Origin of the sequence: Chitinivorax sp. PXF-14 (assembly GCF_040812015.1) — a bacterium.
Classification (GTDB): domain Bacteria; phylum Pseudomonadota; class Gammaproteobacteria; order Burkholderiales; family SCOH01; genus JBFNXJ01.
On record NZ_JBFNXJ010000003.1, the window covers coordinates 1 to 22,102 of the forward strand.

Annotated in this window: 23 protein-coding genes and 3 pseudogenes; 9 read left to right on the forward strand and 17 right to left on the reverse strand. The window is 60.7% G+C overall.

Translation table 11 applies throughout. The annotated features are described in order from the left end of the window. The 5 genes and pseudogenes from ABWL39_RS04785 to ABWL39_RS04805 form a co-directional block, all read left to right on the forward strand. The coding region (locus tag ABWL39_RS04785) for a dihydropteroate synthase (RefSeq protein ID WP_003159205.1) at window positions 1–311 on the forward strand (311 nt) is incomplete at its 5' end. A gap of 127 nt (window positions 312–438) precedes the next feature. Next, a complete protein-coding gene (locus ABWL39_RS04790; protein ID WP_000376623.1) occupies window positions 439–939 on the forward strand; it encodes a GNAT family N-acetyltransferase in 501 nt (166 codons plus the stop codon). Window positions 940–1,259: 320 nt separating this feature from the next. After that, window positions 1,260–1,328: pseudogene (locus tag ABWL39_RS04795) on the forward strand (EAL domain-containing protein); the annotation flags it as partial. A 117-nt stretch (window positions 1,329–1,445) separates the two neighbouring features. After that, a complete protein-coding gene (locus ABWL39_RS04800; RefSeq protein ID WP_001389365.1) occupies window positions 1,446–2,210 on the forward strand; it encodes an IS6-like element IS6100 family transposase in 765 nt (254 codons plus the stop codon). A gap of 54 nt (window positions 2,211–2,264) precedes the next feature. Next, window positions 2,265–2,462, forward strand: a pseudogene (locus tag ABWL39_RS04805) (Tn3 family transposase); the annotation flags it as partial. Between the two features lie 33 nt (window positions 2,463–2,495). Here the strand turns inward: ABWL39_RS04805 and ABWL39_RS04810 are convergent. The 5 genes and pseudogenes from ABWL39_RS04810 to ABWL39_RS04830 form a co-directional block, all read right to left on the reverse strand. Further along, window positions 2,496–4,100, reverse strand: a pseudogene (locus tag ABWL39_RS04810) (type I restriction endonuclease subunit R); the annotation flags it as partial. 12 nt (window positions 4,101–4,112) lie between these two features. Then, window positions 4,113–4,742 carry a hypothetical protein gene (locus ABWL39_RS04815; RefSeq protein ID WP_367787642.1) on the reverse strand — a complete coding sequence of 210 codons (630 nt, stop codon included), beginning with the start codon at window positions 4,740–4,742 and terminating at the stop codon, window positions 4,113–4,115. Window positions 4,743–4,806: 64 nt separating this feature from the next. Continuing rightward, window positions 4,807–6,126: a restriction endonuclease subunit S gene (locus ABWL39_RS04820; RefSeq protein ID WP_367787645.1), complete on the reverse strand. Its 1,320-nt coding sequence runs from the start codon at window positions 6,124–6,126 to the stop codon at window positions 4,807–4,809. Beyond that, entirely contained in the window at window positions 6,116–7,666 is a 1,551-nt protein-coding gene (locus tag ABWL39_RS04825) for a type I restriction-modification system subunit M (RefSeq protein WP_367787648.1), read from the reverse strand. Before ABWL39_RS04825 ends, ABWL39_RS04820 begins: the two co-directional genes overlap by 11 nt. Before the next feature lie 330 nt (window positions 7,667–7,996). Next, window positions 7,997–8,449: an HAD domain-containing protein gene (locus tag ABWL39_RS04830; RefSeq protein ID WP_367787651.1), complete on the reverse strand. Its 453-nt coding sequence runs from the start codon at window positions 8,447–8,449 to the stop codon at window positions 7,997–7,999. A gap of 112 nt (window positions 8,450–8,561) precedes the next feature. On the opposite strand from ABWL39_RS04830, the gene ABWL39_RS04835 reads away from it, so the two are divergent. Then, complete coding sequence (locus ABWL39_RS04835) at window positions 8,562–8,864, forward strand: helix-turn-helix domain-containing protein (protein ID WP_367787654.1); 303 nt, start codon at window positions 8,562–8,564, stop codon at window positions 8,862–8,864. Here ABWL39_RS04835 and ABWL39_RS04840 read toward each other — a convergent pair. Continuing rightward, complete coding sequence (locus ABWL39_RS04840) at window positions 8,861–9,295, reverse strand: hypothetical protein (RefSeq protein WP_367787656.1); 435 nt, start codon at window positions 9,293–9,295, stop codon at window positions 8,861–8,863. The two genes, ABWL39_RS04835 and ABWL39_RS04840, sit on opposite strands and share 4 nt — an antisense overlap. A gap of 180 nt (window positions 9,296–9,475) precedes the next feature. Between ABWL39_RS04840 and ABWL39_RS04845 the strand changes: the two genes are divergently transcribed. Further along, window positions 9,476–9,919, forward strand: a complete 444-nt coding sequence (locus tag ABWL39_RS04845) for a helix-turn-helix domain-containing protein (protein ID WP_367787658.1) — start codon at window positions 9,476–9,478, stop codon at window positions 9,917–9,919. A gap of 376 nt (window positions 9,920–10,295) precedes the next feature. Here the strand turns inward: ABWL39_RS04845 and ABWL39_RS04850 are convergent, their stop codons facing one another. From ABWL39_RS04850 to ABWL39_RS04865, 4 genes are read right to left on the reverse strand one after another with little or no spacing between them, the layout of a single operon-like run. Then, on the reverse strand, window positions 10,296–11,927 hold the full coding sequence (locus ABWL39_RS04850) for a ThiF family adenylyltransferase (RefSeq protein ID WP_367787661.1): 1,632 nt from the start codon (window positions 11,925–11,927) through the stop codon (window positions 10,296–10,298). After that, window positions 11,924–13,066: a CBASS cGAMP synthase gene (locus ABWL39_RS04855; RefSeq protein WP_367787664.1), complete on the reverse strand. Its 1,143-nt coding sequence runs from the start codon at window positions 13,064–13,066 to the stop codon at window positions 11,924–11,926. Before ABWL39_RS04855 ends, ABWL39_RS04850 begins: the two co-directional genes overlap by 4 nt. Beyond that, the gene (locus ABWL39_RS04860) at window positions 13,060–14,061 is read right to left on the reverse strand and encodes a CBASS cGAMP-activated phospholipase (RefSeq protein ID WP_367787667.1); all 1,002 of its coding nucleotides are present in this window, start codon (window positions 14,059–14,061) and stop codon (window positions 13,060–13,062) included. The genes ABWL39_RS04855 and ABWL39_RS04860 overlap by 7 nt, the downstream gene beginning before the upstream one ends. 6 nt (window positions 14,062–14,067) lie before the next feature. Beyond that, the gene (locus ABWL39_RS04865; protein ID WP_367787669.1) at window positions 14,068–14,292 is read right to left on the reverse strand and encodes a DUF2188 domain-containing protein; all 225 of its coding nucleotides are present in this window, start codon (window positions 14,290–14,292) and stop codon (window positions 14,068–14,070) included. A gap of 286 nt (window positions 14,293–14,578) precedes the next feature. Between ABWL39_RS04865 and ABWL39_RS04870 the strand changes: the two genes are divergently transcribed. Together ABWL39_RS04870 and ABWL39_RS04875 are read left to right on the forward strand one after the other, a co-directional pair. Then, window positions 14,579–14,968: a helix-turn-helix transcriptional regulator gene (locus ABWL39_RS04870; RefSeq protein WP_017462926.1), complete on the forward strand. Its 390-nt coding sequence runs from the start codon at window positions 14,579–14,581 to the stop codon at window positions 14,966–14,968. 2 nt (window positions 14,969–14,970) lie between these two features. Beyond that, the gene (locus tag ABWL39_RS04875; protein ID WP_367787674.1) at window positions 14,971–15,840 is read left to right on the forward strand and encodes an ImmA/IrrE family metallo-endopeptidase; all 870 of its coding nucleotides are present in this window, start codon (window positions 14,971–14,973) and stop codon (window positions 15,838–15,840) included. A gap of 96 nt (window positions 15,841–15,936) precedes the next feature. Here ABWL39_RS04875 and ABWL39_RS04880 read toward each other — a convergent pair whose 3' ends face one another. From ABWL39_RS04880 to ABWL39_RS04910, 7 genes are read right to left on the reverse strand one after another with little or no spacing between them, the layout of a single operon-like run. Next, entirely contained in the window at window positions 15,937–16,686 is a 750-nt protein-coding gene (locus ABWL39_RS04880) for a TIGR03747 family integrating conjugative element membrane protein (protein WP_367787677.1), read from the reverse strand. Then, entirely contained in the window at window positions 16,683–18,839 is a 2,157-nt protein-coding gene (gene traD / locus ABWL39_RS04885; RefSeq protein ID WP_367787680.1) for a type IV conjugative transfer system coupling protein TraD, read from the reverse strand. Before traD ends, ABWL39_RS04880 begins: the two co-directional genes overlap by 4 nt. Before the next feature lie 25 nt (window positions 18,840–18,864). Next, the gene (locus ABWL39_RS04890) at window positions 18,865–19,425 is read right to left on the reverse strand and encodes an integrating conjugative element protein (RefSeq protein ID WP_367787683.1); all 561 of its coding nucleotides are present in this window, start codon (window positions 19,423–19,425) and stop codon (window positions 18,865–18,867) included. Then, window positions 19,422–20,012 (reverse strand): lytic transglycosylase domain-containing protein, encoded by a 591-nt coding sequence (locus tag ABWL39_RS04895; protein ID WP_367787686.1) that lies wholly within the window; start codon window positions 20,010–20,012, stop codon window positions 19,422–19,424. Before ABWL39_RS04895 ends, ABWL39_RS04890 begins: the two co-directional genes overlap by 4 nt. Then, window positions 19,997–20,728 (reverse strand): TIGR03759 family integrating conjugative element protein, encoded by a 732-nt coding sequence (locus tag ABWL39_RS04900; protein ID WP_367787689.1) that lies wholly within the window; start codon window positions 20,726–20,728, stop codon window positions 19,997–19,999. Before ABWL39_RS04900 ends, ABWL39_RS04895 begins: the two co-directional genes overlap by 16 nt. Window positions 20,729–20,737: 9 nt before the next feature. Continuing rightward, the gene (locus ABWL39_RS04905) at window positions 20,738–21,382 is read right to left on the reverse strand and encodes a hypothetical protein (RefSeq protein ID WP_367787692.1); all 645 of its coding nucleotides are present in this window, start codon (window positions 21,380–21,382) and stop codon (window positions 20,738–20,740) included. Beyond that, on the reverse strand, window positions 21,379–21,987 hold the full coding sequence (locus ABWL39_RS04910; protein WP_367787695.1) for a PilL N-terminal domain-containing protein: 609 nt from the start codon (window positions 21,985–21,987) through the stop codon (window positions 21,379–21,381). Before ABWL39_RS04910 ends, ABWL39_RS04905 begins: the two co-directional genes overlap by 4 nt. Between the last annotated feature and the right edge of the window lie 115 nt (window positions 21,988–22,102).

Here is a 22,102-nt window from a genome sequence, read left to right on the forward strand (position 1 = left end):
GATTTTTCTTGAGCCCCGCACCGGAAACATCGCTGCACGTGCTGTCGAACCTTCAAAAGCTGAAGTCGGCGTTGGGGCTTCCGCTATTGGTCTCGGTGTCGCGGAAATCCTTCTTGGGCGCCACCGTTGGCCTTCCTGTAAAGGATCTGGGTCCAGCGAGCCTTGCGGCGGAACTTCACGCGATCGGCAATGGCGCTGACTACGTCCGCACCCACGCGCCTGGAGATCTGCGAAGCGCAATCACCTTCTCGGAAACCCTCGCGAAATTTCGCAGTCGCGACGCCAGAGACCGAGGGTTAGATCATGCCTAGCATTCACCTTCCGGCCGCCCGCTAGCGGACCCTGGTCAGGTTCCGCGAAGGTGGGCGCAGACATGCTGGGCTCGTCAGGATCAAACTGCACTATGAGGCGGCGGTTCATACCGCGCCAGGGGAGCGAATGGACAGCGAGGAGCCTCCGAACGTTCGGGTCGCCTGCTCGGGTGATATCGACGAGGTTGTGCGGCTGATGCACGACGCTGCGGCGTGGATGTCCGCCAAGGGAACGCCCGCCTGGGACGTCGCGCGGATCGACCGGACATTCGCGGAGACCTTCGTCCTGAGATCCGAGCTCCTAGTCGCGAGTTGCAGCGACGGCATCGTCGGCTGTTGCACCTTGTCGGCCGAGGATCCCGAGTTCTGGCCCGACGCCCTCAAGGGGGAGGCCGCATATCTGCACAAGCTCGCGGTGCGACGGACACATGCGGGCCGGGGTGTCAGCTCCGCGCTGATCGAGGCTTGCCGCCATGCCGCGCGAACGCAGGGGTGCGCCAAGCTGCGGCTCGACTGCCACCCGAACCTGCGTGGCCTATACGAGCGGCTCGGATTCACCCACGTCGACACTTTCAATCCCGGCTGGGATCCAACCTTCATCGCAGAACGCCTAGAACTCGAAATCTAACGTCCGTTCGGGCATCGAGGTCCATGTCGGGGTGGGACGGGCCCGTGGCTTCAAGATCACTTGCAGTCCGACCGCGATGTCTTGGTTGCGCGAGAGGTTGTCGATATCCTCCACTTCCATCATCAACCCTGGATAATGCCGCCGCCGTCATCGCCGCCGACGCCCGTGCCGGGCTTTTCGGGCCTGTCAGGCTTGCTCGGCCTTCAGCCTGCCTGGGCGAGATCTCCGGCGGACGGATTAACGGCGGAGCTTCGCCGCCTTTCGTGCGTGTGAAGGCCGAAGATAGTTCTCTCAAAAACATCCGTTTATGAGAGATACCAAATGTCATTTTCAGAAGACGACTGCACCAGTTGATTGGGCGTAATGGCTGTTGTGCAGCCAGCTCCTGACAGTTCAATATCAGAAGTGATCTGCACCAATCTCGACTATGCTCAATACTCGTGTGGGCTCTGTTGCAAAAATCGTGAAGCTTGAGCATGCTTGGCGGAGATTGGACGGACGGAACGATGACGGATTTCAAGTGGCGCCATTTCCAGGGTGATGTGATCCTGTGGGCGGTGCGCTGGTATTGTCGCTATCCGATCAGCTATCGCGACCTTGAGGAAATGCTGGCGGAACGCGGCATTTCGGTCGACCATACGACGATCTATCGCTGGGTCCAGTGCTACGCCCCGGAGATGGAGAAGCGGCTGCGCTGGTTCTGGCGGCGTGGCTTTGATCCGAGCTGGCGCCTGGATGAAACCTACGTCAAGGTGCGGGGCAAGTGGACCTACCTGTACCGGGCAGTCGACAAGCGGGGCGACACGATCGATTTCTACCTGTCGCCGACCCGCAGCGCCAAGGCAGCGAAGCGGTTCCTGGGCAAGGCCCTGCGAGGCCTGAAGCACTGGGAAAAGCCTGCCACGCTCAATACCGACAAAGCGCCGAGCTATGGTGCAGCGATCACCGAATTGAAGCGCGAAGGAAAGCTGGACCGGGAGACGGCCCACCGGCAGGTGAAGTATCTCAATAACGTGATCGAGGCCGATCACGGAAAGCTCAAGATACTGATCAAGCCGGTGCGCGGTTTCAAATCGATCCCCACGGCCTATGCCACGATCAAGGGATTCGAAGTCATGCGAGCCCTGCGCAAAGGACAGGCTCGCCCCTGGTGCCTGCAGCCCGGCATCAGGGGCGAGGTGCGCCTTGTGGAGAGAGCTTTTGGCATTGGGCCCTCGGCGCTGACGGAGGCCATGGGCATGCTCAACCACCATTTCGCAGCAGCCGCCTGATCGGCGCAGAGCGACAGCCTACCTCTGACTGCCGCCAATCTTTGCAACAGAGCCCTATGGAACACGGTCTATCTGGAGCGGGCCGCGAACGCCTTGCGTGGCCACGGTCAAGCCGTCGATGACGGCCTGTTGCAGTACCTGTCGCCGCTCGGCTGGGAGCACATCAACCTGACCGGCGATTACCTCTGGCGCAGCAGCGCCAAGATCGGCGCGGGCAAGTTCAGGCCGCTACGGCCGCTGCAACCGGCTTAGCGTGCTTTATTTTCCGTTTTCTGAGACGACCCCGGGTTCGGCACCGACGATTTTTTCCAGGGCGGCCCAGCGGCTTTTGAGCTTGGCCTGCTGGCTTTCTTCCTCGTCCTCGGCCAGCTCATCCACCTCGTCGTCGATGGCGGGCAGGTCTTCGTCTTTGAGCCGCAGCTTGGCCAGGCGGGACTCGTAGTAGATGGCCACAGTGGCGCCATCTTCCTTGGCCTGCTGCATGTCGTAGACGTGGATGTACTCCCCAAACACCGCTCGGGTGTCGTGGTCGGTGCTGCTGACTGGGGTGCCAGTGAAGCCCACGAAAGTGGCATTGGGTAGGGCATCCCGCAAATGCTGGGCGTAACCCGCCTGGTATTTTTCTTCACCGGGCTTGCCTTTGAGGGTAGCCTTGAAGCCGTATTGGGTGCGGTGGGCTTCGTCTGCGATCACCACGATGTTGCTGCGCTCGGACAGCACCGGGAAGGTGTCTTCATCCTCTCCCGGCATGAACTTCTGGATGGTGGCAAAGATGATGCCGCCCGAGGGGCGGTTGCCCAGCTTGGCGCGCAGGTCTGGTCGGGTCAGTGCCTGGGTGGGCTGCTCGCGCAACAGGTCTTGGGCCAGGCTGAACACGCCAAAGAGTTGCCCATCGAGGTCGTTGCGGTCGGTAATGACCACGATGGTGGGGTTTTCCATCGCGGCTTCTTGCATCACACGGGCGGCAAAGCAGGTCATGGTGATGCTCTTGCCACTGCCTTGGGTGTGCCACACCACGCCGCCTTTGCGGGAGGCTCCGGGCCGGGAGGCGGTCACCACTTCTTCGATGGCTGCGCGCACGGCGTGGAACTGGTGGTAGCCCGCGATCTTCTTCACGAGCTGGCCGTCATCCTCAAACAGGACGAAGTAACGGATGTAGTCCAGCAGGTATTGTGGGGCCAGTACGCCACGCACCAAGGTTTGCAGTTCTTGAAACTGCCCCAGTGGATCGAGGTTCACCCCATCAATCGTGCGCCAGGCCATGAAGCGCTCAGCGTTGGCAGACAGAGACCCCATCAGCGCATCAGTACCGTCCGAGATCACCAGCACCTCGTTGTACTGGAACACGTCCGGGATCTGCTCCTTGTACGTCTCGATCTGGTCGAACGCTTTCCAGATGTTGGCGTTTTCGTCGGCGGGGTTTTTGAGTTCCAGCAGGACCAGCGGCAGGCCGTTGACGAACAAGATGATGTCAGGGCGGCGGGTCTTGTGGGGGCCTTTGATGGTGAACTGGTTGACGGCCCACCATTCGTTCTTCTCGGGGTGTGCCCAGTCGATCAGGCGAACGAAGTCGCCGCGTGTCTCGCCATCCTTTTGATACTGGACGGGGACACCGCCCACCAGCAGCTTGTGGAATGCGCGGTTGGCAGACAGCAGGGATGGGATGCCCAGATCCGTGACTTGCTTGATGGCATCTTCGCGAGCCGCTACCGGGATACCTGGATTCAGGCGGTTGATGGCTTCGCGCAGACGGAAGGGCAGGACAACCTGGCGGTAGTCGGCGCGCTCGGGCGAAGAGCCGTCGAAGGCGATATCGGGGCCGTAGCGGTGGGTATAACCCACGTCTTGCAGCCAGGCCAGGGTTTCTTGTTCGAGTTGGTCTTCAGTCATTTCTGTTAACTGTCAGAAGCCAACAATGAACGATGGAATTCCGAGTGGTGGGTATCCCCTTAAGGTACACAACGTCAAAAACAACCAAATAGCTGAAAGTGCGATGCCAACATAAATAGGAATTTGACTAACAGAATACCTCTTTAAAATCATTTTCCCGACTATTGTTCCGCTGCTATCACCCAATTGTTTTTTTACCATTCTTGTTTTTTGATCATCATCCTGATGGAATAGATGAACAAAGATTCTTCTTTTTTTGCTTGAAAAAAGTCCACCCAGCATAATTTTTTCAATATGGACTAACGCCTCTTGCCAATAGTCTTGCCAAAATTTTGCACCAGCAGCCATTCGGGTCTGATAAATTGAAACTATCAACCCAGCCAAGCAGACCAAAAAACTAACCACCGGTTTAGTGTGTGAAGACTGAACGACACCAGCCAAAAGAACACCCTGAAAAATCATGAAAAAGTTATTTCTTTGAACGAGCTGACTAATTTCAAAATTGCGCAACTCAAGCGTCAACTCAAACAACGCTTTGATTGCAATTAGGTCTTCCGTGTCACTGCTCGGTGTAGCATTGGCGATTATTATTTGGCCATCTTTTCCGCCCTCATTGCCATCTTTTTTGCTTTTCTTTTCCATTGAACTCCTCCTTTTGAAAATATCAAATTATGTCAGCCGAGCTTTTTCGCAAACTCAGGTTATATTAATAAATATTCGTCTCTTTGCGTGCTTCAGTCGCCAACAATTGACCGGAAATGAGACGGGGGAGCAGTGTGTTGCGGAGGCTGGCGAGGCTTTGGGCTTGCGCACTATTGGAGCCTATGGAATCAAGTAGCGGCCTTGCAACTTCATCAAACTCTTGCATCACGCTATCAGTTGGCAGTACGCAAGTAGTTGCTACTACAAGTTCAGGTTTAACCGCGGGGTACGCTCCGCCATCCGCGAGAGAAGAGAGTCGGTCTATGTTGTCTTCCCGCGTTGCGCCGAGATAGACAAATGCTGTCATCTCTTTCTGCTTAGGACTCAGCACCGCAAAACCGGTACTCCCGGTCAAATTGTTGTTCGCATGCGCAATGAACCCGAAGGAACGATTTCCAGGGCGAACAGTGCCAACAATGCAGTCGCCTGTTCGCAATACTCTTCGTGCGCGGCTAGGAGCGGCAGAAAACGCATACGACTGGGGCTCATCGAAAACGTTGCTCTTAACCCCTGCCAAATCGACGTACGCCACTTCAGATGGCGCATTTCGCACAGTCCAGGACTGTGCATTGAGAAAAGCGATGTCTGAAAGCGTACCAACCCGCCACCCCCTCGGCACCTCCCCCAACTCCGACGTTTCAAACCCATCGGGAAACAGCGCTGCGGTGGCCTCGTCCATGCCTTCGGGCGTGCGGCCTTCCATCTTGGCGCGCACGGGGTCGAAATCGACGAACCAGGACTTGAACAGGGCCTGGGCGATGGCTTCGAGGGTGGCGTTGGTTTCGCGCAGGAGGGTGATGCGGTCGTCGAGGGCCTCCATCACTGAAGCTCGCGTGCGTTGTTCGCGCAGGGGTGGCAATGGGATCTGCAACTCTGCAAGATCGCCACCCGTGATACCGGATACAGCAACTTGTCGCAGGATTGTTCCCATCAGCTCTCGGCCTTGGGGCGAAGCGAAAAAGTAGTACAGGTAGTCGCTATCAGCAATAGAAGGATTAGGACGAGCACGAATGATGGAGCTTTCGAAGGTGGTCGCCTCAGCTATCTCTTTGACGATGCTGCATCTGCCGGCCCCTTCTGCAACAAGAGATCGCCTAGCAAACAGTAGGTCACCTTCTTTCAGACTCGATTTGCGGAGTTCTGCCTCTGTCAATTCAAGTCTTTTCATCGGCACGTTGCGTAGCCGTGGGTGACCAAAGAGTTCACCCATGTTCACAACTTTGATGCCGCTTCCATGGTGTTCTTTCGATTTGTATATGCCGTTTCGCAACGGCTCCGACAGAAGGTCGGCAAAGCGATAAGGCCTGACCGAATCAGAACTCATACCCCAGCCCCCCCAACTTCGCCCGAATCACCGCATCCAGCTCCGCACCCTTGGCCATTTGCTCGCCCAACTTCTCGGTGAGCTTCTGCATCTTGTCGGCAAAGGCCTCGTCGTCGTCTTCCACATCTTCTGCGCCCACGTAGCGGCCGGGGGTGAGCACATGGCCGTGCTGGGCAATCTCGGCCAGGGGCACGCTGCGGCAAAAGCCTTTCACGTCTTCATAGCTGCCTGCGCCCGGCTCGCCGCGCCAGGCGGCCACCACGGCTTCGATACGGGCGATGGTGTCGTCGGTCAGCTCGGCCTGAACGCGGCTGATCATGCGGCCCTGTTTGCGGGCGTCGATGAACAGCACCTCACCCTTGCGCGTTTTCTGCTTGGCCAGGAACCACAGGCAGGCGGGGATCTGGGTGTTGAAGAACAACTGCCCGGGCAGGGCCACCATGACTTCCACCACATCGGCATCGACCATGGCGGCGCGGATCACGCCCTCGTTGTTTTGGCTAGAACTCATGCTGCCGTTGGCCAGCACAATGCCTGCACGGCCCGTGGGCTTCAAGTGGTGCAGCATGTGCTGCAACCATGCGTAGTTGGCGTTGCCGTGGGGCGGGTCGCCATACTCCCAGCGCGGGTCGCCTTCCAGGCTGCCGTGCCACCAGTCGGATATGTTGAAAGGCGGGTTGGCCAGGATGTAGTCGGCCCGCAGGTCGGGGTGCTGGTTGCGGGTGAAGGTGTCGGCAGGCTCGCGGCCCAGGTTGTAGTCAATGCCGCGAATGGCTAGGTTCATGGCGGCCAGGCGCCAAGTGGTAGGGTTGGCCTCTTGGCCGTAGATGCTCACATCGCCCAGCTTGCCGCCGTGGGCTTCGATGAATTTCTCCGACTGCACGAACATGCCGCCCGAGCCGCAGCACGGGTCGTACACCTTACCTTCGTGCGGGGCCAGGATGGCCACCAGGGTTTTGACGATGCTGGCAGGCGTGTAGAACTGCCCGCCCCGCTTGCCCTCGGCACTGGCGAACATGCCCAGAAAGTATTCGTACACCTGGCCCAGCACGTCGCGGGCCACGGCGGGGTCGTCGCCAAAGCCGATGGTGGAGACCAGATCAACCAACTCACCCAGCTTGCCGTCGGGCAGTTGCGCACGGGCATAGCGTTTGTCGAGGATGCCTTTGAGCTTGGGATTCTCGGCCTCGATCAGGGTGAGGGCGTCGTCAATACGCTTACCAATGTCGGGTTGCTTGGCGGCATTGCGCAGCGCCTCCCACCGCGCACCTTCGGGCACCCAGAAGACGTTGACCTCTTTGTAATAGTCGCGGTCTTCCAGCTCGGCTTCGATGTCGGCAGGATCAGCATCGCCGTAAAAGTATTCGTCGTCGGGGTTGGTCAGGCGGGCCGTCAGTTCGGCACGGCGGGCGGCAAAGGTGTCAGAAATGTATTTGACGAAGATGAGGCCGAGCACCAAGTGCTTGTATTCGGCTGCGTCCATGTTGGCGCGCAGCTTGTCGGCGGTGGCCCAGAGGGTTTTTTTGATGTCGTCGAGCATGGAGACTGAGAGAGTTTGGCCGCACAACTCGAGTCAAAAGAGCGGGGTGTACGCATAAAAATCACTCGTCCCATCTTACCGTCACGATCACAGATGGATACAGGTTCCTGCGCTCGTTCAACTGTCTTGGGGGCGCAGGGCTTCAAATTGAATGGCAACCTACCTGGCCAACGCTCCCTGGCAACAGCGCTTCACTCGTTTTCTTTGCCGTCGTTCATATTCGACCTGCACATGATCCGCCACCAAGGGCATGCTTTCGCAGAGGTCGCACTGGGGGGGACTTTGTATAGACCCTGCCGCAGCTCAGTCAGTTCATGAGGATTCACGTTTTCAGAGAAGCTTCAGAAGCCGTGCGACAAGCCGTTCCGCGCTTGTGGGGCATAGACCTGTGCGGCTGTTGGTCAGGAAAAGCGATTGGCAAAACGGCCTGAAAAGCCAGGAACGGTCATCAACCGCGAGCCACGGCTCATTGAGGACCTGATTGGCCCGTCGCCACGCATGGCATTCGGCTTCCCGTTCATAACCAACTAGCGTAAGCGGAACGTCGCGAAGATAGCAGTATTGGGGGGTAACTCCCACGAGCTTGGCAGCCACATTGGGTCCCAGTTTTTCTCGAAGACGCTCTACTGGAATTTGCAGCCTCCAAGTACTCGCGATCACCAGCTTGCAGTCGGGAACCTGGCTGAGAACGCTCTCAAACACGGGTAAGCAACTAAAGTGTTTGGACTCATGGCAATGCTCCGGATGTAGAACACCGTCGAAATCCAGAAACAAGATAGGCATTGGGCGACATTCAAGAGAAGACTTGTGATGTGCAGAGTTTTCTTACGACGGGACTTGCAATGAGACTAGTTGGTCGTGGTCTTATTGGTCTCATTCGGCGGAAATCGGGAGTATGTCTTCCCGAAAACAACTCCGACCCAAAGCTGACTTTGGTCGCGCGCTTCAAGTACTGCGCGCTGCACGGGGTGTGACCCAGGAAGACATGCTCTTTGCGACGAGCCGACGACACATCAGCCGCGTTGAACAAGGCCACCAAGTGCCAAGCATCCGAACCATAGAAGGATTGGCTGAGAGTTTGCAGATCCATCCTATGACGCTGATCGCGACTGCATATTGCCAAGGTTTGGAGCATGCATCGTTCGACGAAATCATCGAGACCGTGAAGGCCGACCTCCAAGCTTTGACCCTATGTTAGGCGGGGCGAGGTGACCGGGCGGGTTCGACGTTGTTCTGAGTAAGGACGCGCAGGCTTTCCATCAGTTCAGCGCCAGTGGGGCCATCCTTACGATGCAAAATCCGGCTCACGATCTCTCTATCAATAGTGATGCTTAGAAGAGTCATCGCCTCATGCAATGTACTCATCGCGACATCAAAGCCCTTACTCAGCCGCTCGGCACCCGCCTCCGACAGCAGCAACAAGCTGATCGGTAGGGCAGCGCTGCCAGGCCCCTGGTTATCATCCCAGCCCTTGCCTGCAAGTAAATCCCGCAGTTGCTCTGAGACCAGTAGCAGATGCTGATCATCTAAAGCATCAGGCAAGACTGATTTCCACCCTCGCGAGTTTATAAGGCCTGCCAGTTCAGGCTCTCCAAATGTTCCAAGAGTAGTTTTTTCCACACGCAGCATGTTGGTTGTTCAAGAAATGTGAGACTATTTGGTCCCATTCGGAACCGGGGAGCGCGAAGATAACCTAGCTCCAAGGCGTTATTTCGCTCGTAGCGTTGACACTGGCGAATGGAATGCATCCGGTTGCCCCGCCGCACAACTTTGGCAACCAATCAGTAGCTTTCCAGGAATCCGTGAAAATTGAAGAGTCGTCTGGATTTCAACCGCTTGGCAGAACTTGATCGGCAGTTTTGCGAATTCGCGAAGCTGCATCGCGATGTGGCACCGAGGTGCGGCTGGGTCAAGACCATCCGCCTCGCCCTAGGCATGAGTTCAACGGCTCTTGGGGCACGAACCGGAATGACGGCCCAAGGTGTGCGCAAGCTGGAACAGGCAGAAGCAAATCAAAGCATTTCTTTGAACACGCTGGCCAAGCTTGCCGATGGCTTGGACTGCGAGGTGCGCTACATACTCCTTCCCCGAAGCAGTTTGCTCGGCCAGATTCTCAAGCAGTCGAGAGAAATCCACGGCACCCAGTTGCCGACCTCTCTTAATGGCACTACTGAAATGCGGCTTGACACAGAGGATCTCGGTGCACTCTCAGCGCTGTTTGCCAATGTGAATAAGCGTGGGTTCTGGCTGTAGGCTTCTGTTCAGCTGAAGTTCTTTCAGCGCAAACATTTCTCAAGCTCCCTTGTAGGCCCGCAGGACGGAGTGAGCTGTCTGAGCAGCATAGGTTTTCAATGCTGGAAGCAAGTTATTCACAATCGCTGGGCCGCGAATAGTTATCCACAATAAGTTACTGAAAATTCACTCAGAGAGAGACGCGACCAGTGGTCAGGACCAGTGGTCATACTGTGGGCGGTACTGGACTGCTTGGTCGAAAGAGCTGGATTACGCACAAGTAGCAGCCCGCCAGCTTCGCAGTCAGAATCACTGGCCTGAACATGCTGGTGGAAGGTCTCCAGCGCGGACTTCGAGAAATGCAGCAGCGTTCTGTTGTCGTCGGCCGCCCAAGAACTCATGAATTGCATGAGGGACATTCCCGATCCCGCAGCGGATCGCAATCGGGTGTGGCAAGCTGCTGGGCGCGGTCGATCAACTTGGTTCGCAACGCAGGGGAATGGACGCCGTTGACCCAATCAAGGGTCATCTCAGCGCCCAGGCTGGCAGCGTGCACCGACACCGAAGCGGGGAATGGCACGTACAAGCCCTCGCATCCATGCCCCGCCAAAATGCCAGGAAGAGGATCAATGGTAGAACGGAGCTCGCCCCTTCTGTTGCTATGCCAAAGACATCGATAGCACGCACCAGATGCGTTCGTCCTCAGGAGCGCACGGACACCCGTTCCTGGCCCCTCGATCCAGACCGAAAGCATGGGCGTCGGAGGCGGATAGTGGCCGCACAGCCAATGCCCGAGCGATTCTTCCCCGGTGGCATCTATGAGCAGATCCAGCTCTCCCATTTGAGCCTGCCTGACATCCACGGGCAACGCGCGAATCTCGGCGCCTGGCGCCAAGCGCTTGAGTTCCTTCGCCATAGCCTCGGCTTTGTTAGACAACAGGTCCGGAAATCCCAGGCGATGGCGCCCGATGTTTTGCGGGAGAAGGCAGTCGAAATCCACCAACGTGAGTTTTCCGCCGCATGTCCCCGCCCCAGCCTTGACAAGCATATCCGACAGATAGCCGCCAATCGTGCCGCATCCAACGACGGCGATGTTCTTCCCTGCAAGCGTCTTTGACTTCGGCATGTTCCGCTGGGCAAGATACCGATCGTCAATTCTGACCACAGAGATGGGCATCACCTTCAACCCATAGCTCGAATCCCTGCGATCTACGAGCTTGCTCTTTTGGACAGGACTTTGGCGGTCATAGAGAACCGCGAAGCCATACGTCATCAACGGGGATTCGATGACGATCAGAACCCCGTTGGCCTTCTTCCTCTCCCCCTCCTTGATACGCTCGTGAATCTTGCGCCGGCACCGGGGGTCAAGGGTGCTTTGCCACGCCAAGATATCCCCAACTGTTTCAGGAGGCCAATGGCTGGTCAAAGGGCGGGGTTGAGCACCAGTCTTCACCCGGTAAGTCAGCACCGTTCTATCGGTGACTTGGTAGCCGAGCGACTTCAGCTTCTCAGTTGTTCGATCTTCGTTGTCGGTGATGAACCACAAAGGGCACCCATTGGCCTGCGCGACTACGCAGTTCTGTCGCCCTAGATCCTCGCCTTGCATGTCCACGAAACAATGCCAGCCGTGCCAATAGGCGAAGAACTCTTCCGCGAGGTCTTCGATCATCTCCCCCTGCATGATCTGACCGAACACGACGGCCGCGCGTTGCAGGCACGCCAGCGACTGTCCCACAGGATCGTAGATGTCCAGAACGACGGTGCCCTTGGCGAGATAGCAAAGCCCGCCATCTGCGCCAAGATGAGGAACCGCTGCGGGCAGCTCAGGAGGGATTTCCAGCAGCCGGATGCGAGGCAAGTCGAAGAACGTGGGGTCGAGCTGGACTTCGCACGGACAACCCTTGTCCGCTTGGGGCGGGGTCAACCGCCCGTGCAGCCTGAACCAGCCGGTATCCGTCTTGCCGACAAATTTGAAGCCTCGCTGCTTGAAGGCCTCGATCACGTCTGCGACCGCTGCGGCGCTGCTCATCCAGCTTTCGTTCGTCCGATAAGTTCGCTAGGACCAGTAGCGGCTGGGGCCGCGGCAATGGTGGCGGCAACGGACACCACCTTGACCCGATCCGGCTCGTTCGGAAAGCGCGGGCCGAACTCGCCTCGCATCCAGATACAGGCCTGTGAAGGACTGCCAGCGCCGGTTGCTCCGCGAAGCACTTTCTCAAATTCTTCGAACGCCTTTGCTGCTTCTTCGACACCCGCTTGGCCAAGTCGCTCCGTGAGCGATTCGGACTCATCCACGGGGTTGTTCACTCCCCCACGCAACCTAGCTGGCAGCGCCGCGACGACATCCAGCAACGCGAGGTCGTCGCGCCAATCACGCTTTTCAAAGAGAGGGGCTGCGGCGGCCATCAAGAGGATCGAAGCGGGTCCGCCGCTGGACCACCTCCAATCACGAAACGCCTTCAAGTAACGAACCACGCGGCGGAATTGCTCCCCCTTGGCCTCCACTTCGCCCAGGAACCATTCCTTCACAGGCCTGGGGTCAGAGGACATCCAGTTGCATTCGCGATGGGCCAGGAGAACCTTGTCAGCGGGCAGTGCGGTCCAGGCATCCTGCTCTGCCATGTTCACCGCTTCCGTCAGCGAGTCGTAGCCATATCGCTCCATCGAAGCCTTTGCAAGCGTGACAAATTCGTCGTCGGGAATGGCGTACAGAGGAATATCAATGTGGGCATACGTGGCAAAGACGATGCGGATGCACGTCGGCTTGTCGGTGATGAGCTGCCACCGCTTTTCCTCGACCAGCGGCTTCAAGGCTTCTTCCGCAGCGGCAAAGAACACCGTCGACGCAGTGCTGGGACGCCTCGTCTGCGAGACGAAACTCATTGGTAGATAGCAGCCATCATCGACATCCGCCTGCTGCGGGCGTTGTGCCGGGGAGTTCAGCGTCTTGTATGCCCACGACCCTTGTGTGAAGAAGCGCGGCTGCGGCACGTCTTCCGTGTATCCGCTTGCCTTAAGCACGCGGGGGATGCCTGTGCGCAGACAGTCCCTGACGTCAGTGCGTACGCTGGCGATCCAGGCGCGTTGTTCAGGCGTCAGATCAAGCTCGTCGTGCATGCAGGATTCGTCATCAAGGGTGGTGAAGAAGAGCGGGCTCAAGTTCAGCATGCGGCCTCCGGAAAATTCTTGTTGGGGCCGTGATAGAAGATGGGAGCGCCGGCCTGGTGCGCTCGAAATGGTTGGAAGAGAGGATCGCCGAGCGCACGCTGCGCCGCGTGGTTGCCGCGATCCTTGAGCGTATTCGTGGATCCAATGGAAACCCGATCCAGCGCCTTCACGTCCTTGCTTTGATCCGGCGTCGCCTTGTCGTCGATCTGGAAATAGTTGTTGCCCAGCGCCTGCCGCAGCATGTAGTCCACCGACGACTCCTGGGCGGAGATCACGAGGTCAAAGAGTCCCCCGCGCCACTTGCCGAATCCGCGGTCGAGGCTGGCGCCGCCGCGAACGGTCGCACCGATGGTCATCGTTCCGATGGCGAGGACCCGAACCAGCACATCCTGTTTCGGCGCCAGGAACGTCTTGACTTCGTGCAACCCGAACAGGCCCGGGGCGTTGCCCACCAGCCCCCCGTCCGCGAAGACACCGCGGTCGTTGCGCGCCAGAGGAAAGTAGACGGGTGCGGCTGCGGTCGCCAACGCCACATCGACGATCTTCATGCGGTGATCCAACTCAAAGGACGGATGGTGCGGTGTTTTGAAGAACTGCCCGCGACCTGTCGAGTAGTTGACTGCTGGCACGAGAACACGATGCTTCAGGTCGCCGATCGTGGTCCCTTGGAAGCGCTCGGTCAGTACCTCTCGCAGCCCTGTTGAGTCATGCTTTGCGGTCAGCCAGAACCCCAGAAGCCGCCGCGGCAGGCTGCGGCAACCAAAGATGCGGCTGCCCTGTTCTTCAAATAGTGCCTTGAGTTCGTAGGCCGGAATTTCCGCAGCCAGCCCCAAAGCCAGCATCCCTCCTGCCGATGTGCCGCAAATCAGATCAAAGTGCGAAGCGATAGGACGGCCCAGCACGGTTTCGAGTTCGGCGAGAACCGTGGCGGTGTACAGGCCGCGATAACCGCCCCCTGACAGGGCGAGCACATGGTAGGTAGGGATGCCTGTCATGGCGCTTCAGCCCTTCGGCGGGAAGGGGTCGTTGCCGTGGCTGTCCTTGTCACGGATACGGCCATCCGGACGATAGATGACGAGTTCGGACTGCTGGTTGCGTGCGATATCCCTCGCTGCGTCAATGGCCTGTTGCTGGGTGTCGTGCACGGAGGTCGCCCGCTGATTGCCGGCTCCCTTGACGGCCCAACCATCCTGATGAGGGACAACATGCTGATTCTTGCCTGCCATGATGGTTCTCCTACAGTGGAACTATCGAAGGCCCAGCCGCTCGACTGGGTTGTCAACGGCCGCCCGCTGTAGCACAATTCGTTGCTCACGCAGACAACAGGAAGGCCAAGCCAATCCAACCTGGAGCAGGCGTAAAACCTACATCTGTTGTCTGGATGGACAACAATGTATCAGAGCACGTGCGCCGGTGCAACTGGGTACGGCGTGCGCCTTTGAACATCAACAGGATGTGGAGGGGCAACAGAGGGCTTGGCCCTTCTTCCCGCAACCGCAAGGATCAGAACTCATGCCGCAAACAGGCCTAGGCGTCGCCCTCAAGACGCTACGCGAACGCAGAACCCTTTCCCTGCGTGAGATCGGCCAGCTATCGTCAGTTGATCATGCGTATGTCCACCGCCTCGAAACAGGCGAGAAGACAAACCCATCCCAAGACTTGGTTGAGAAGCTGTTGAAGGTTCTCAAGCCGGGAGAAAGAGATGCCGCACTCGTGATGTGGCTGGTTGACCACGCAGACGCTGATCCAAGCCTTGTTGAATTCGTGCTACAAGATCCCTCGATCAGCATCGATGTTTTTTCGGCCGCGGCTGGAGTCAGGCATCGGGGAAATGCAAGGCCTGACCCCGCGACGCTCATCGCCCGAATCAAAAAGGCCTTCGACGACGACGAGGACGACTGAACATGGACGAGGCGGATGTCAGGCAGAGCGCGCGCGCGTTTGTCGCGAGAGTCGATGTTTCGAACATCCGAGAAGACCTGTCCCCGTATGTGACCGCGGCTAACGCCAAGGTCAAGAAGGATGAGCTTGGCGAGGGGGAGTCTGGCTATACCGTTACCAAGCCGAACGGGAAGCACATCATCACTGTGAATTCGCTGGAAACCGAAGAGCGCCAGCGCTTCACTGTCTGCCACGAAATAGCTCATATCGTGCTCGGCTTGGAATCAAGTCACAACGAGGTGCCGTCATGGTCCTATGCAAAGCGACATCCGAACGAGATCGCCTGCGACACGTTTGCCTCTGAACTGCTGATGCCCTATCAGCAATGGCTCTCCGCTGTTCCCAACGAAGAGCCCTCCCTGGAGCTCATCCAACACATGGCCGCCTTGTTCGGCACATCATTCCCTGCAGCGGCGTCAAGGTTTGCCAGTCTTAGCGATATGCCATGTGCATTCGTCACCATGGAGCGCGGTGCGGTGCGGTATGCCGCGCGCTCCACGGCCTTGCGGCAAGCAGGGGCCTGGATACCTCCCAGGTCGGTAATTCCAGCAGGCTCCGTGGCTCACCGAATCCGCTCTTCAGGGATTAGCGCCACTGAGACGGGGGAAGTTTCACAGGACGTCTGGTTCGACAACTGGGAAAAGGGCCTTGACCTCTGGGAACTTTCAAGGCATTACCTGCGCACCGATACCACCATCTCCTTGCTATGGTTCGACAGTGACGATTTGCCGGAGGTGGAGGTGAACCGCTACGGCGCACGTGTCGAAGACGATGGAGGCTTGGCTGAACTGACGGGAGAACTGCCATGGCCGGGGCGAAGCAGGCGCCGCTGAAAAGCGATCATAGATTGTGCCGATAGGTATTGAAATTCATCATCCCTCCATGCAGCGTACCCACGAGGTCCGAAATGGAGAATCTATCGCGCGTTCTTACAGGTACTTCTTGAACGTCGCCGCTGCGATGCACACCGCCACGCCGAGCATTGCGGCGCTGGGCAGCAGGATCAGCAGCGGGTTCACGCTGACCGGCAGTGCCAGGTAAGTCACCCACGGCAGTACGGCCAGCGGGATCAAGCTGGCCCAGGCGCGATGATAGATGAACCCCGATTCGCGTCCCGCGCCGAAGCGGCGGATGTCCCGGCGCACCAGCCCGTCCACGAGGCCGACGAAAGCGGCCATCAGGAACAGCGGCAGGGTCAGGCACAGCACCAGCAGCCGCACGAGGAAGACCAGCGTCGTGTAGGCTCCAGCGATCAGGTAGCTCTCCACGTTCACGTAGACCAAGCCGATGTAGTAGCGGAAATCCTTGGTCGGGCGATGGCTGCCGGCGCTGGCCTGCGCCGAGGCGTCGCGTATCCAGTCCAGCAGGCCGCTCTTCACGAACAGCCAGTCGTAGCCCTGCTCGACCAGCCGCTGCGCGGTGCGCCCCGGCTCCTGCGCCAGCGCGCTGCGCGTGAAATGCGTGGAGAGCTGATCCAGCTCGTAGTGCAGCATGCCCTGCGCGTGGCGCCAGCCCTGATCGGGCCAGAAGAAGTGCATGCCGACGCATTCGATCAGGATGCACAGCAGCAGCGCGCCGCACAGCACGCCGAAGAAGCGGAACGGCAGCGTGACCAGGCCGGCGATCAGCCCCTGCTGTCGTTGCTGCTGGCGCTGTGCTGCGACGGCTGGATCGCTCATGCTTCGGCCTCCTCAGCGGCGGCCATCTGCTTGAAGTCGTCCAGCAGGTCGTCGGGCAGCGTCTTGTCCTGCAGGCCGGGGATGCCTTGGTTCTCCCACCAGTCTCCTGCCTCGACGTAGTGCTGTCGCATGTAGCCGGCCAGCTCTTGCAGATCGTTCGGCATGGCTTCGTCGGGGTCGGGTGCCGGCAGCGGCATGCGGACTTTCCAGAGGTTGCCGCCCTCGATCAGCGCGAAGCACTGGCCCTTGGGCAGCGCCACCACATGCGCCGGCTCGATCAGCGGCACGCTGTTGCTGCTGATGCGGTCCTGGGTGTTGGACGTGAAGGCGGTATTGCCGTGCGGGTCGGAGCTGTCGGTGGCGCCGCTCATCAGTGCCGTGGCGTACACCTCGACCTTGGGCAATTGTCGCGTCAGCAGTTCGGCGGTGGCGGTCTCGCGCACGCGCAGCATGAACAGGTTGTTGAAGTTGCCGACCACTTGGCCGGCCTTGGCACGGTTGCCGATGCGCGCCTCGATGTCGCTCAAGGTCTGCGTGTAGGCCGTCACCTGCACGCCGGCACCGCCGCCCTTGTTGACCATCGGGATGAACTCGTCGCCCATGAGTTCATTGAATTCGTCGGCGTGGACGTTGATCGGAATCCTGGCGCCCACCGCTGCGCCGGGCAGCCCGTCGTCGATGCCGAACTTGTAGATGTGGCCGGCGACCGAGACGAGATCGCTGAACATCGAGTTGCCCACCGCCGCCGCGACTTCGGCGTCGGACAACGCATCCAGCCCCACGTAGACTACCGCGCGTTTGCGGATGACCTGCATCCAGTCGAAGATCGGTCGCGGGTCGGACAGGTCGGAATAGTTCGGTGCGAGCAGTTGCGCGATCTTGCCGGTGGTGAGCTTCTCCAGCAGCGGCAGCAGCGAAGCGACGATCTTGTCGAAGTACGTCCGGTCGTAGCGCACGGCGCTGCGCAGGCCGTCGAGCACCGGGTCATAGATGCGCACTTGGGACAGGTACTGCTCCAGCACCACGACGCGCTTCTCGCGGCCGATCATGTTGCGCGGGATGTTCTTGTCGTTCAGCCTGGCTTCGAGCTGGACGATGATCTCCCAGGCCTTCGGCTCGTTCTTCGCGAAGAAATGCTGGGCGTATTCGATGAACAGCGCGTCGATGTTGATGACGTGGCGCTGGATCAGCAGATAGTCGGGGCGCTGCCCCAGTTCCACCAAAGCCCGGGCGATGATGTTGACGAACCTCCAGGCGAACTCACGGAACGCGGCGCTGTTGCCCTCGCCCGAAAGCTGACCCGCGATACGGGTGGCGACTTCCGAGGTGCGGCCGAAACGGCCCACGGCGTTGTAGCGCGCCGAGATGTCCGGCCAGCCCAGATGGAAGACGTAGAACTCGCCCTCGCGCCCGGCGCGCCTGGCCTCCACATACATGCGTTTCAGGAGATCGGCGTCGCCCTTCGGATCGAAGACGATCACCACCTCGTGCTGGCCGTTGACCTTGCGCCGGATGTCCTGGGTGATGAACAGCTCGGCCAGGCGAGTCTTGCCCACCCGCGTGGTGCCCAGGACCAGCGAGTGGCCGACCCGCTCGCCCAGCGGCAGCGTCACGTCGACTTCGTGCGGTTCGATGCCGTGCAAACGCGGCAGCCCACCGACTGGCGGCAGCGGACGCGCCGGATTGAGCGGGCTATCCCAGGCCAGCGCCTTCGCAAGCTTCGAGACTGGGAACGGTGCGAACTCCAGCCGCTCCTCGATCCGCCGCGCCGCCCGGTAGATCGCCGTCGGCTCCACGTAGCGACGGAATTCCGGCCGGTAGGTCTGCATGAGCCGATGCGTATGACGCTGATCCCACCGGAAGCCCCGGCCGATGAACAGCCGCTGCTGGCTCACCGGCATATCGCGGCTGGTCATCACGTAGCGCGGCAACCGCCGGATGTTGCGCCGGTAGCGCAGGATGGCCCAGGCATCCCGCCAGCGGATGGCACCAAAGGTGAGAAACGCGAGCGCACTGCCCAGGCCCAGCAAGGGGCTCAGCGCGAGCGACCACGGTGCCACCATGCACAGAAGCGCGGCGCCGACACACACCGCGACGGTGTAAAGCTCCACCGCTGGTCGCAGCAGTACCTCGACAGAGTGGGGCTGGGCCATGGCGGACGCTGCACCGTATCTCGCTTCAAGGCTCGATGCCGGTGGCTGTGATCAGCACCGGGTAGTGGCGGATGCCGAGCCGTTGCGCCAGGTCGTCGCCGGAGACTGGTGAAAGCGTCAGGCCGGGAGCGAGGCGGCGCAGCGCGGCGAGCGCCTCGGCGGTGGCGACATTGACCACCAGTCCGACCGCCCGCAGTTCCTGCAGGGCCGCGCGCGGCTGCCGCAGCCAGGCGCGCGAGCGATCGTCGTCCCCCACCAGGAACAACGGCGATAGGCCCGGTGCGCGAATCACGCGCCGCGGCTCGTCGCCCGGCGTCAGCAGCGCTGAGCGAACCGGCAGCATGTCCGCCTCCTCATCGGACGGATTGTCGACGCGGGGCATCGGTGTCGCAGCAGGCGGCTGGGCCGGGCCGGCGTCCTGTGGATTCAGGGCCTGGTAGTACGGCAAGGCCGATACGCCACCTCGGCCCTCGACGACGATCAGCGGTTGGGGCGCGGTCGTCTGAGTTGGCTGGAGGGTCGTTTGCGCGACGGCGGCGGTGGCCGACCACAACCCCAGGGTAATGACAAGCAGGATGCGCTTCATGGCGTGCGGGTCCGGGTGAAAGCGTTGGAAGAAACGGATGCGTCCGGACCCAACACGCGGGCAAGGTGCCGATGAACGCTGCGGCGGTAGCGGGCGGCCGGCTCGCCGCCGGTGGGCCGGTGGTAGCGGCCGATGGCGACCATCCAGTCCTCGCCAGGTGCGTGCTGCTCCACGAGGATGTCCGCGGCGATGGCGAGATTGCGGTACGGGTCGAGCAGATCACAAGGCTGCTCGTAGCGGTGCGCGTGGTAGCCGAGGTTCACCTGCCCGAGGCCCGCGTCGACGCGGCTGGCCGGGGTGCGTGCGAGCGCTCTGCGCAGCCCGGCGCAGGCTTCGGCCCGTGTGGCGTAGCGCTCTGCCTGGCCAGCGACGTTGAGGGTCCACGGCCAGGGAATCAGGCGGCCGTGCAGCCGCGCGCCGCTCTCTTGCAGCGCGACCGCAAACAACACGGGCGAGGGTATGCCCGCCCGCTGTGCGGCGAGCTGGTAAGCCGGCGGCGGCACTTCCTGGGCCGATGCGATCGTCTCCCAGGCGCAGAGGGCCAGCACTGCGCATGCGGCTCGTGCCGCGGCTACTGGCGCTGCCATTGGCCGTTCACCTCGCGCACCACGGCGGGCAGCTCGCCGGGCAGGCTCAAGGACAACCAGCGGCCGCCATCATGATTGAGCGTGATCGTGCGCGCCCGCACCCGGGCGGGGTCGATGCCGGCCTGCGTCGCCCACTGGCGGATGCGGCCATCGTCCTGGCGGCTGCCGACCATATAGAGATCGAAGGCCGTGCCAGCCGCCTGCAACTGGCGCACGCGCTGTTCGCACGGTTGGCAGTCCGCCTTGACGAAGACGGCCAGCCGGCCGGGCCCCATGTTGCCGGAAGCGGGAGCCCGTGCGCCGGGCAGGTTCACGCGCTGCTGGCCGGGAAACAGGCGTTTCCACGCGGCGTCGTAGGCGCGTTGGTAGGCCAGCGTCTTGCCCACGCGCCGCGACTCCGCCTGCACCTGCAGCTCCGCGTACCGGTTGCGCTCCTCGTCGCTGCGGGCCTCGATGCCCAGGACCGTGAGTGGATCGAGGTTCGGGGAGTAGATGCCGAGCGGTCCCTGCATCAATTGCCGGTAGCGCGCCCATTCCTCGGGCCGCAGTCCCCAATCCCGTGCGAGGCGCTCGTCCAGCCCGGCGTCGGTGCTGTTCTGCATCAGGCTCGGGGTCACGCGGGAGTTCGCCACCGGCGCCGACTGCGCGAAGCCACCGGCCGCCACGAGGGTGAGCGCCACGGCAAGGCCGATCGCGGTCGCAAAGCCTGGCTTCATGGCACGCTCCTACGGCAGCGCGACACGTACGATCTGGTCGTCCACGCGGAAGACGGCGGCATGCGCGTCGATGGCCTGGAGTTGCCAGGCACCGATCGACTCACCCACGCGCAGCAGCCGCAGTTCGGTAAGCGCTGCGGCGCCGCGTGATGCGATCGACACGAAGCGTTCACCGCCGCGCAGCTCCAGGCCAACCACGTTGAATGGCGGTTCGGGCACTTTGGGCTTGGCCGCCTCTGCGGTCTTGTGGGGATCTGCCGCGGACGGTGCCGCCTTTTTCAGGCGCGCTTCGAGGACGCCCACGCGTGCCTGCAGCGCCTTGATGTCGTCGCCGTGGGCATCCGTCGCCTGCGCCTGTTCGACGTGCGCCAGCCGCTCCTCCAGGGCCTGGCGGGCGGTATCGAAGTCCGTCTGAGGGATCGGCTTGGGCTGGCGCTTGATCTCCTCCACCTGCTGTTCGACTTCGCCAACCCGCGTGACGAGCGCCTGGACATGGGTGTCCTGGGCGTTGGTGCGGCTTTGCTCTGCCAAGTGCGACAACCCGACGCTGTTGACGACGGCGAGCACACTCGCGAACAGCAGCCAGACGGCGGCCGCGATCTTCGGCCAGCGCCGGCGGCCCTCGACGTCGGAAGGGAACTGAGGGATGTTCATGGCTGGACCTCCCGAGTCCCATCGGCCTCGATCTGGTCTGCGCTTGGAACACCGCCGGTCGGGACCACGATCGAAATGGCCGAAACGGGGGCCGCTCGGCGCCCGAAGCACACATGGCGGGATGCGTCATCGACCGATAGATCCCATGCGGGTCCGGCGATCGTCAGCAGGGCGTCGCGCAACGTCAGCGGTCCGAGACGCAGATGCGCCGCGGGCAACGGAAGCGCATACAGGGCCGAGGCATCCGCGGCGTCGCAAAGTCGATAGCCCGTGTGCAGAAGGACATGACGCAGGGCGTCGCCCACGCTCGCATCGAACATGGGTGGAATTGCGACCTCAACGACTTGCTGCATCAGATCACGCTGTGCCGGCTCCGGTACCAGCTCGACCAAGGTGTAGCGTCCGTGGCGGACGACGGGAACGTATCCGGCTGAAGCGCCCGCGATCACCGCCAGCTCTGGAGCCCCGGCGAGCGCGCCGGGCGCTCCCGTCGTCAGGGCATGATTAGGCAGCGGCGAAGTGGTGGCGCAACCTGCAGCCAGGACGGCGCAGGCCGTTACGCCATAGAGGGAAAGGAAGCCAAAAAAACGGGCGGGCGGTCGCATGGGTCGGTTCCCCGATATGTGGAATCGTCACCATCGCCTCCGCCACTCGGGCTGGCAGCAAACAAAAGGAACTGGACGCCGACCGATTAACGGCGGTAGACCCAAGTAGGATGCT

What these genes read in the sequence shown, in the direction of transcription:
- ABWL39_RS04855 (WP_367787664.1), bottom strand. Translation starts at nt 13,066, where the DNA reads ATGCTGAACTTGAGCCCGCTCTTCTTCACCACCCTTGATGACGAATCC.
- ABWL39_RS04875 (WP_367787674.1), top strand. Translation starts at nt 14,971, where the DNA reads ATGGACGAGGCGGATGTCAGGCAGAGCGCGCGCGCGTTTGTCGCGAGA.
- ABWL39_RS04820 (WP_367787645.1), bottom strand. Translation starts at nt 6,126, where the DNA reads ATGAGTTCTGATTCGGTCAGGCCTTATCGCTTTGCCGACCTTCTGTCG.
- ABWL39_RS04905 (WP_367787692.1), bottom strand. Translation starts at nt 21,382, where the DNA reads ATGAACATCCCTCAGTTCCCTTCCGACGTCGAGGGCCGCCGGCGCTGG.
- ABWL39_RS04900 (WP_367787689.1), bottom strand. Translation starts at nt 20,728, where the DNA reads ATGAAGCCAGGCTTTGCGACCGCGATCGGCCTTGCCGTGGCGCTCACC.
- ABWL39_RS04830 (WP_367787651.1), bottom strand. Translation starts at nt 8,449, where the DNA reads ATGCCTATCTTGTTTCTGGATTTCGACGGTGTTCTACATCCGGAGCAT.
- ABWL39_RS04825 (WP_367787648.1), bottom strand. Translation starts at nt 7,666, where the DNA reads ATGCTCGACGACATCAAAAAAACCCTCTGGGCCACCGCCGACAAGCTG.
- ABWL39_RS04910 (WP_367787695.1), bottom strand. Translation starts at nt 21,987, where the DNA reads ATGCGACCGCCCGCCCGTTTTTTTGGCTTCCTTTCCCTCTATGGCGTA.
- traD (WP_367787680.1), bottom strand. Translation starts at nt 18,839, where the DNA reads ATGGCCCAGCCCCACTCTGTCGAGGTACTGCTGCGACCAGCGGTGGAG.
- ABWL39_RS04790 (WP_000376623.1), top strand. Translation starts at nt 439, where the DNA reads ATGGACAGCGAGGAGCCTCCGAACGTTCGGGTCGCCTGCTCGGGTGAT.
- ABWL39_RS04850 (WP_367787661.1), bottom strand. Translation starts at nt 11,927, where the DNA reads ATGAGCAGCGCCGCAGCGGTCGCAGACGTGATCGAGGCCTTCAAGCAG.
- ABWL39_RS04800 (WP_001389365.1), top strand. Translation starts at nt 1,446, where the DNA reads ATGACGGATTTCAAGTGGCGCCATTTCCAGGGTGATGTGATCCTGTGG.
- ABWL39_RS04860 (WP_367787667.1), bottom strand. Translation starts at nt 14,061, where the DNA reads ATGACAGGCATCCCTACCTACCATGTGCTCGCCCTGTCAGGGGGCGGT.
- ABWL39_RS04890 (WP_367787683.1), bottom strand. Translation starts at nt 19,425, where the DNA reads ATGAAGCGCATCCTGCTTGTCATTACCCTGGGGTTGTGGTCGGCCACC.
- ABWL39_RS04815 (WP_367787642.1), bottom strand. Translation starts at nt 4,742, where the DNA reads ATGGAAAAGAAAAGCAAAAAAGATGGCAATGAGGGCGGAAAAGATGGC.
- ABWL39_RS04835 (WP_367787654.1), top strand. Translation starts at nt 8,562, where the DNA reads ATGTCTTCCCGAAAACAACTCCGACCCAAAGCTGACTTTGGTCGCGCG.
- ABWL39_RS04895 (WP_367787686.1), bottom strand. Translation starts at nt 20,012, where the DNA reads ATGGCAGCGCCAGTAGCCGCGGCACGAGCCGCATGCGCAGTGCTGGCC.
- ABWL39_RS04840 (WP_367787656.1), bottom strand. Translation starts at nt 9,295, where the DNA reads ATGCTGCGTGTGGAAAAAACTACTCTTGGAACATTTGGAGAGCCTGAA.
- ABWL39_RS04870 (WP_017462926.1), top strand. Translation starts at nt 14,579, where the DNA reads ATGCCGCAAACAGGCCTAGGCGTCGCCCTCAAGACGCTACGCGAACGC.
- ABWL39_RS04865 (WP_367787669.1), bottom strand. Translation starts at nt 14,292, where the DNA reads ATGGCAGGCAAGAATCAGCATGTTGTCCCTCATCAGGATGGTTGGGCC.
- ABWL39_RS04880 (WP_367787677.1), bottom strand. Translation starts at nt 16,686, where the DNA reads ATGAGCGATCCAGCCGTCGCAGCACAGCGCCAGCAGCAACGACAGCAG.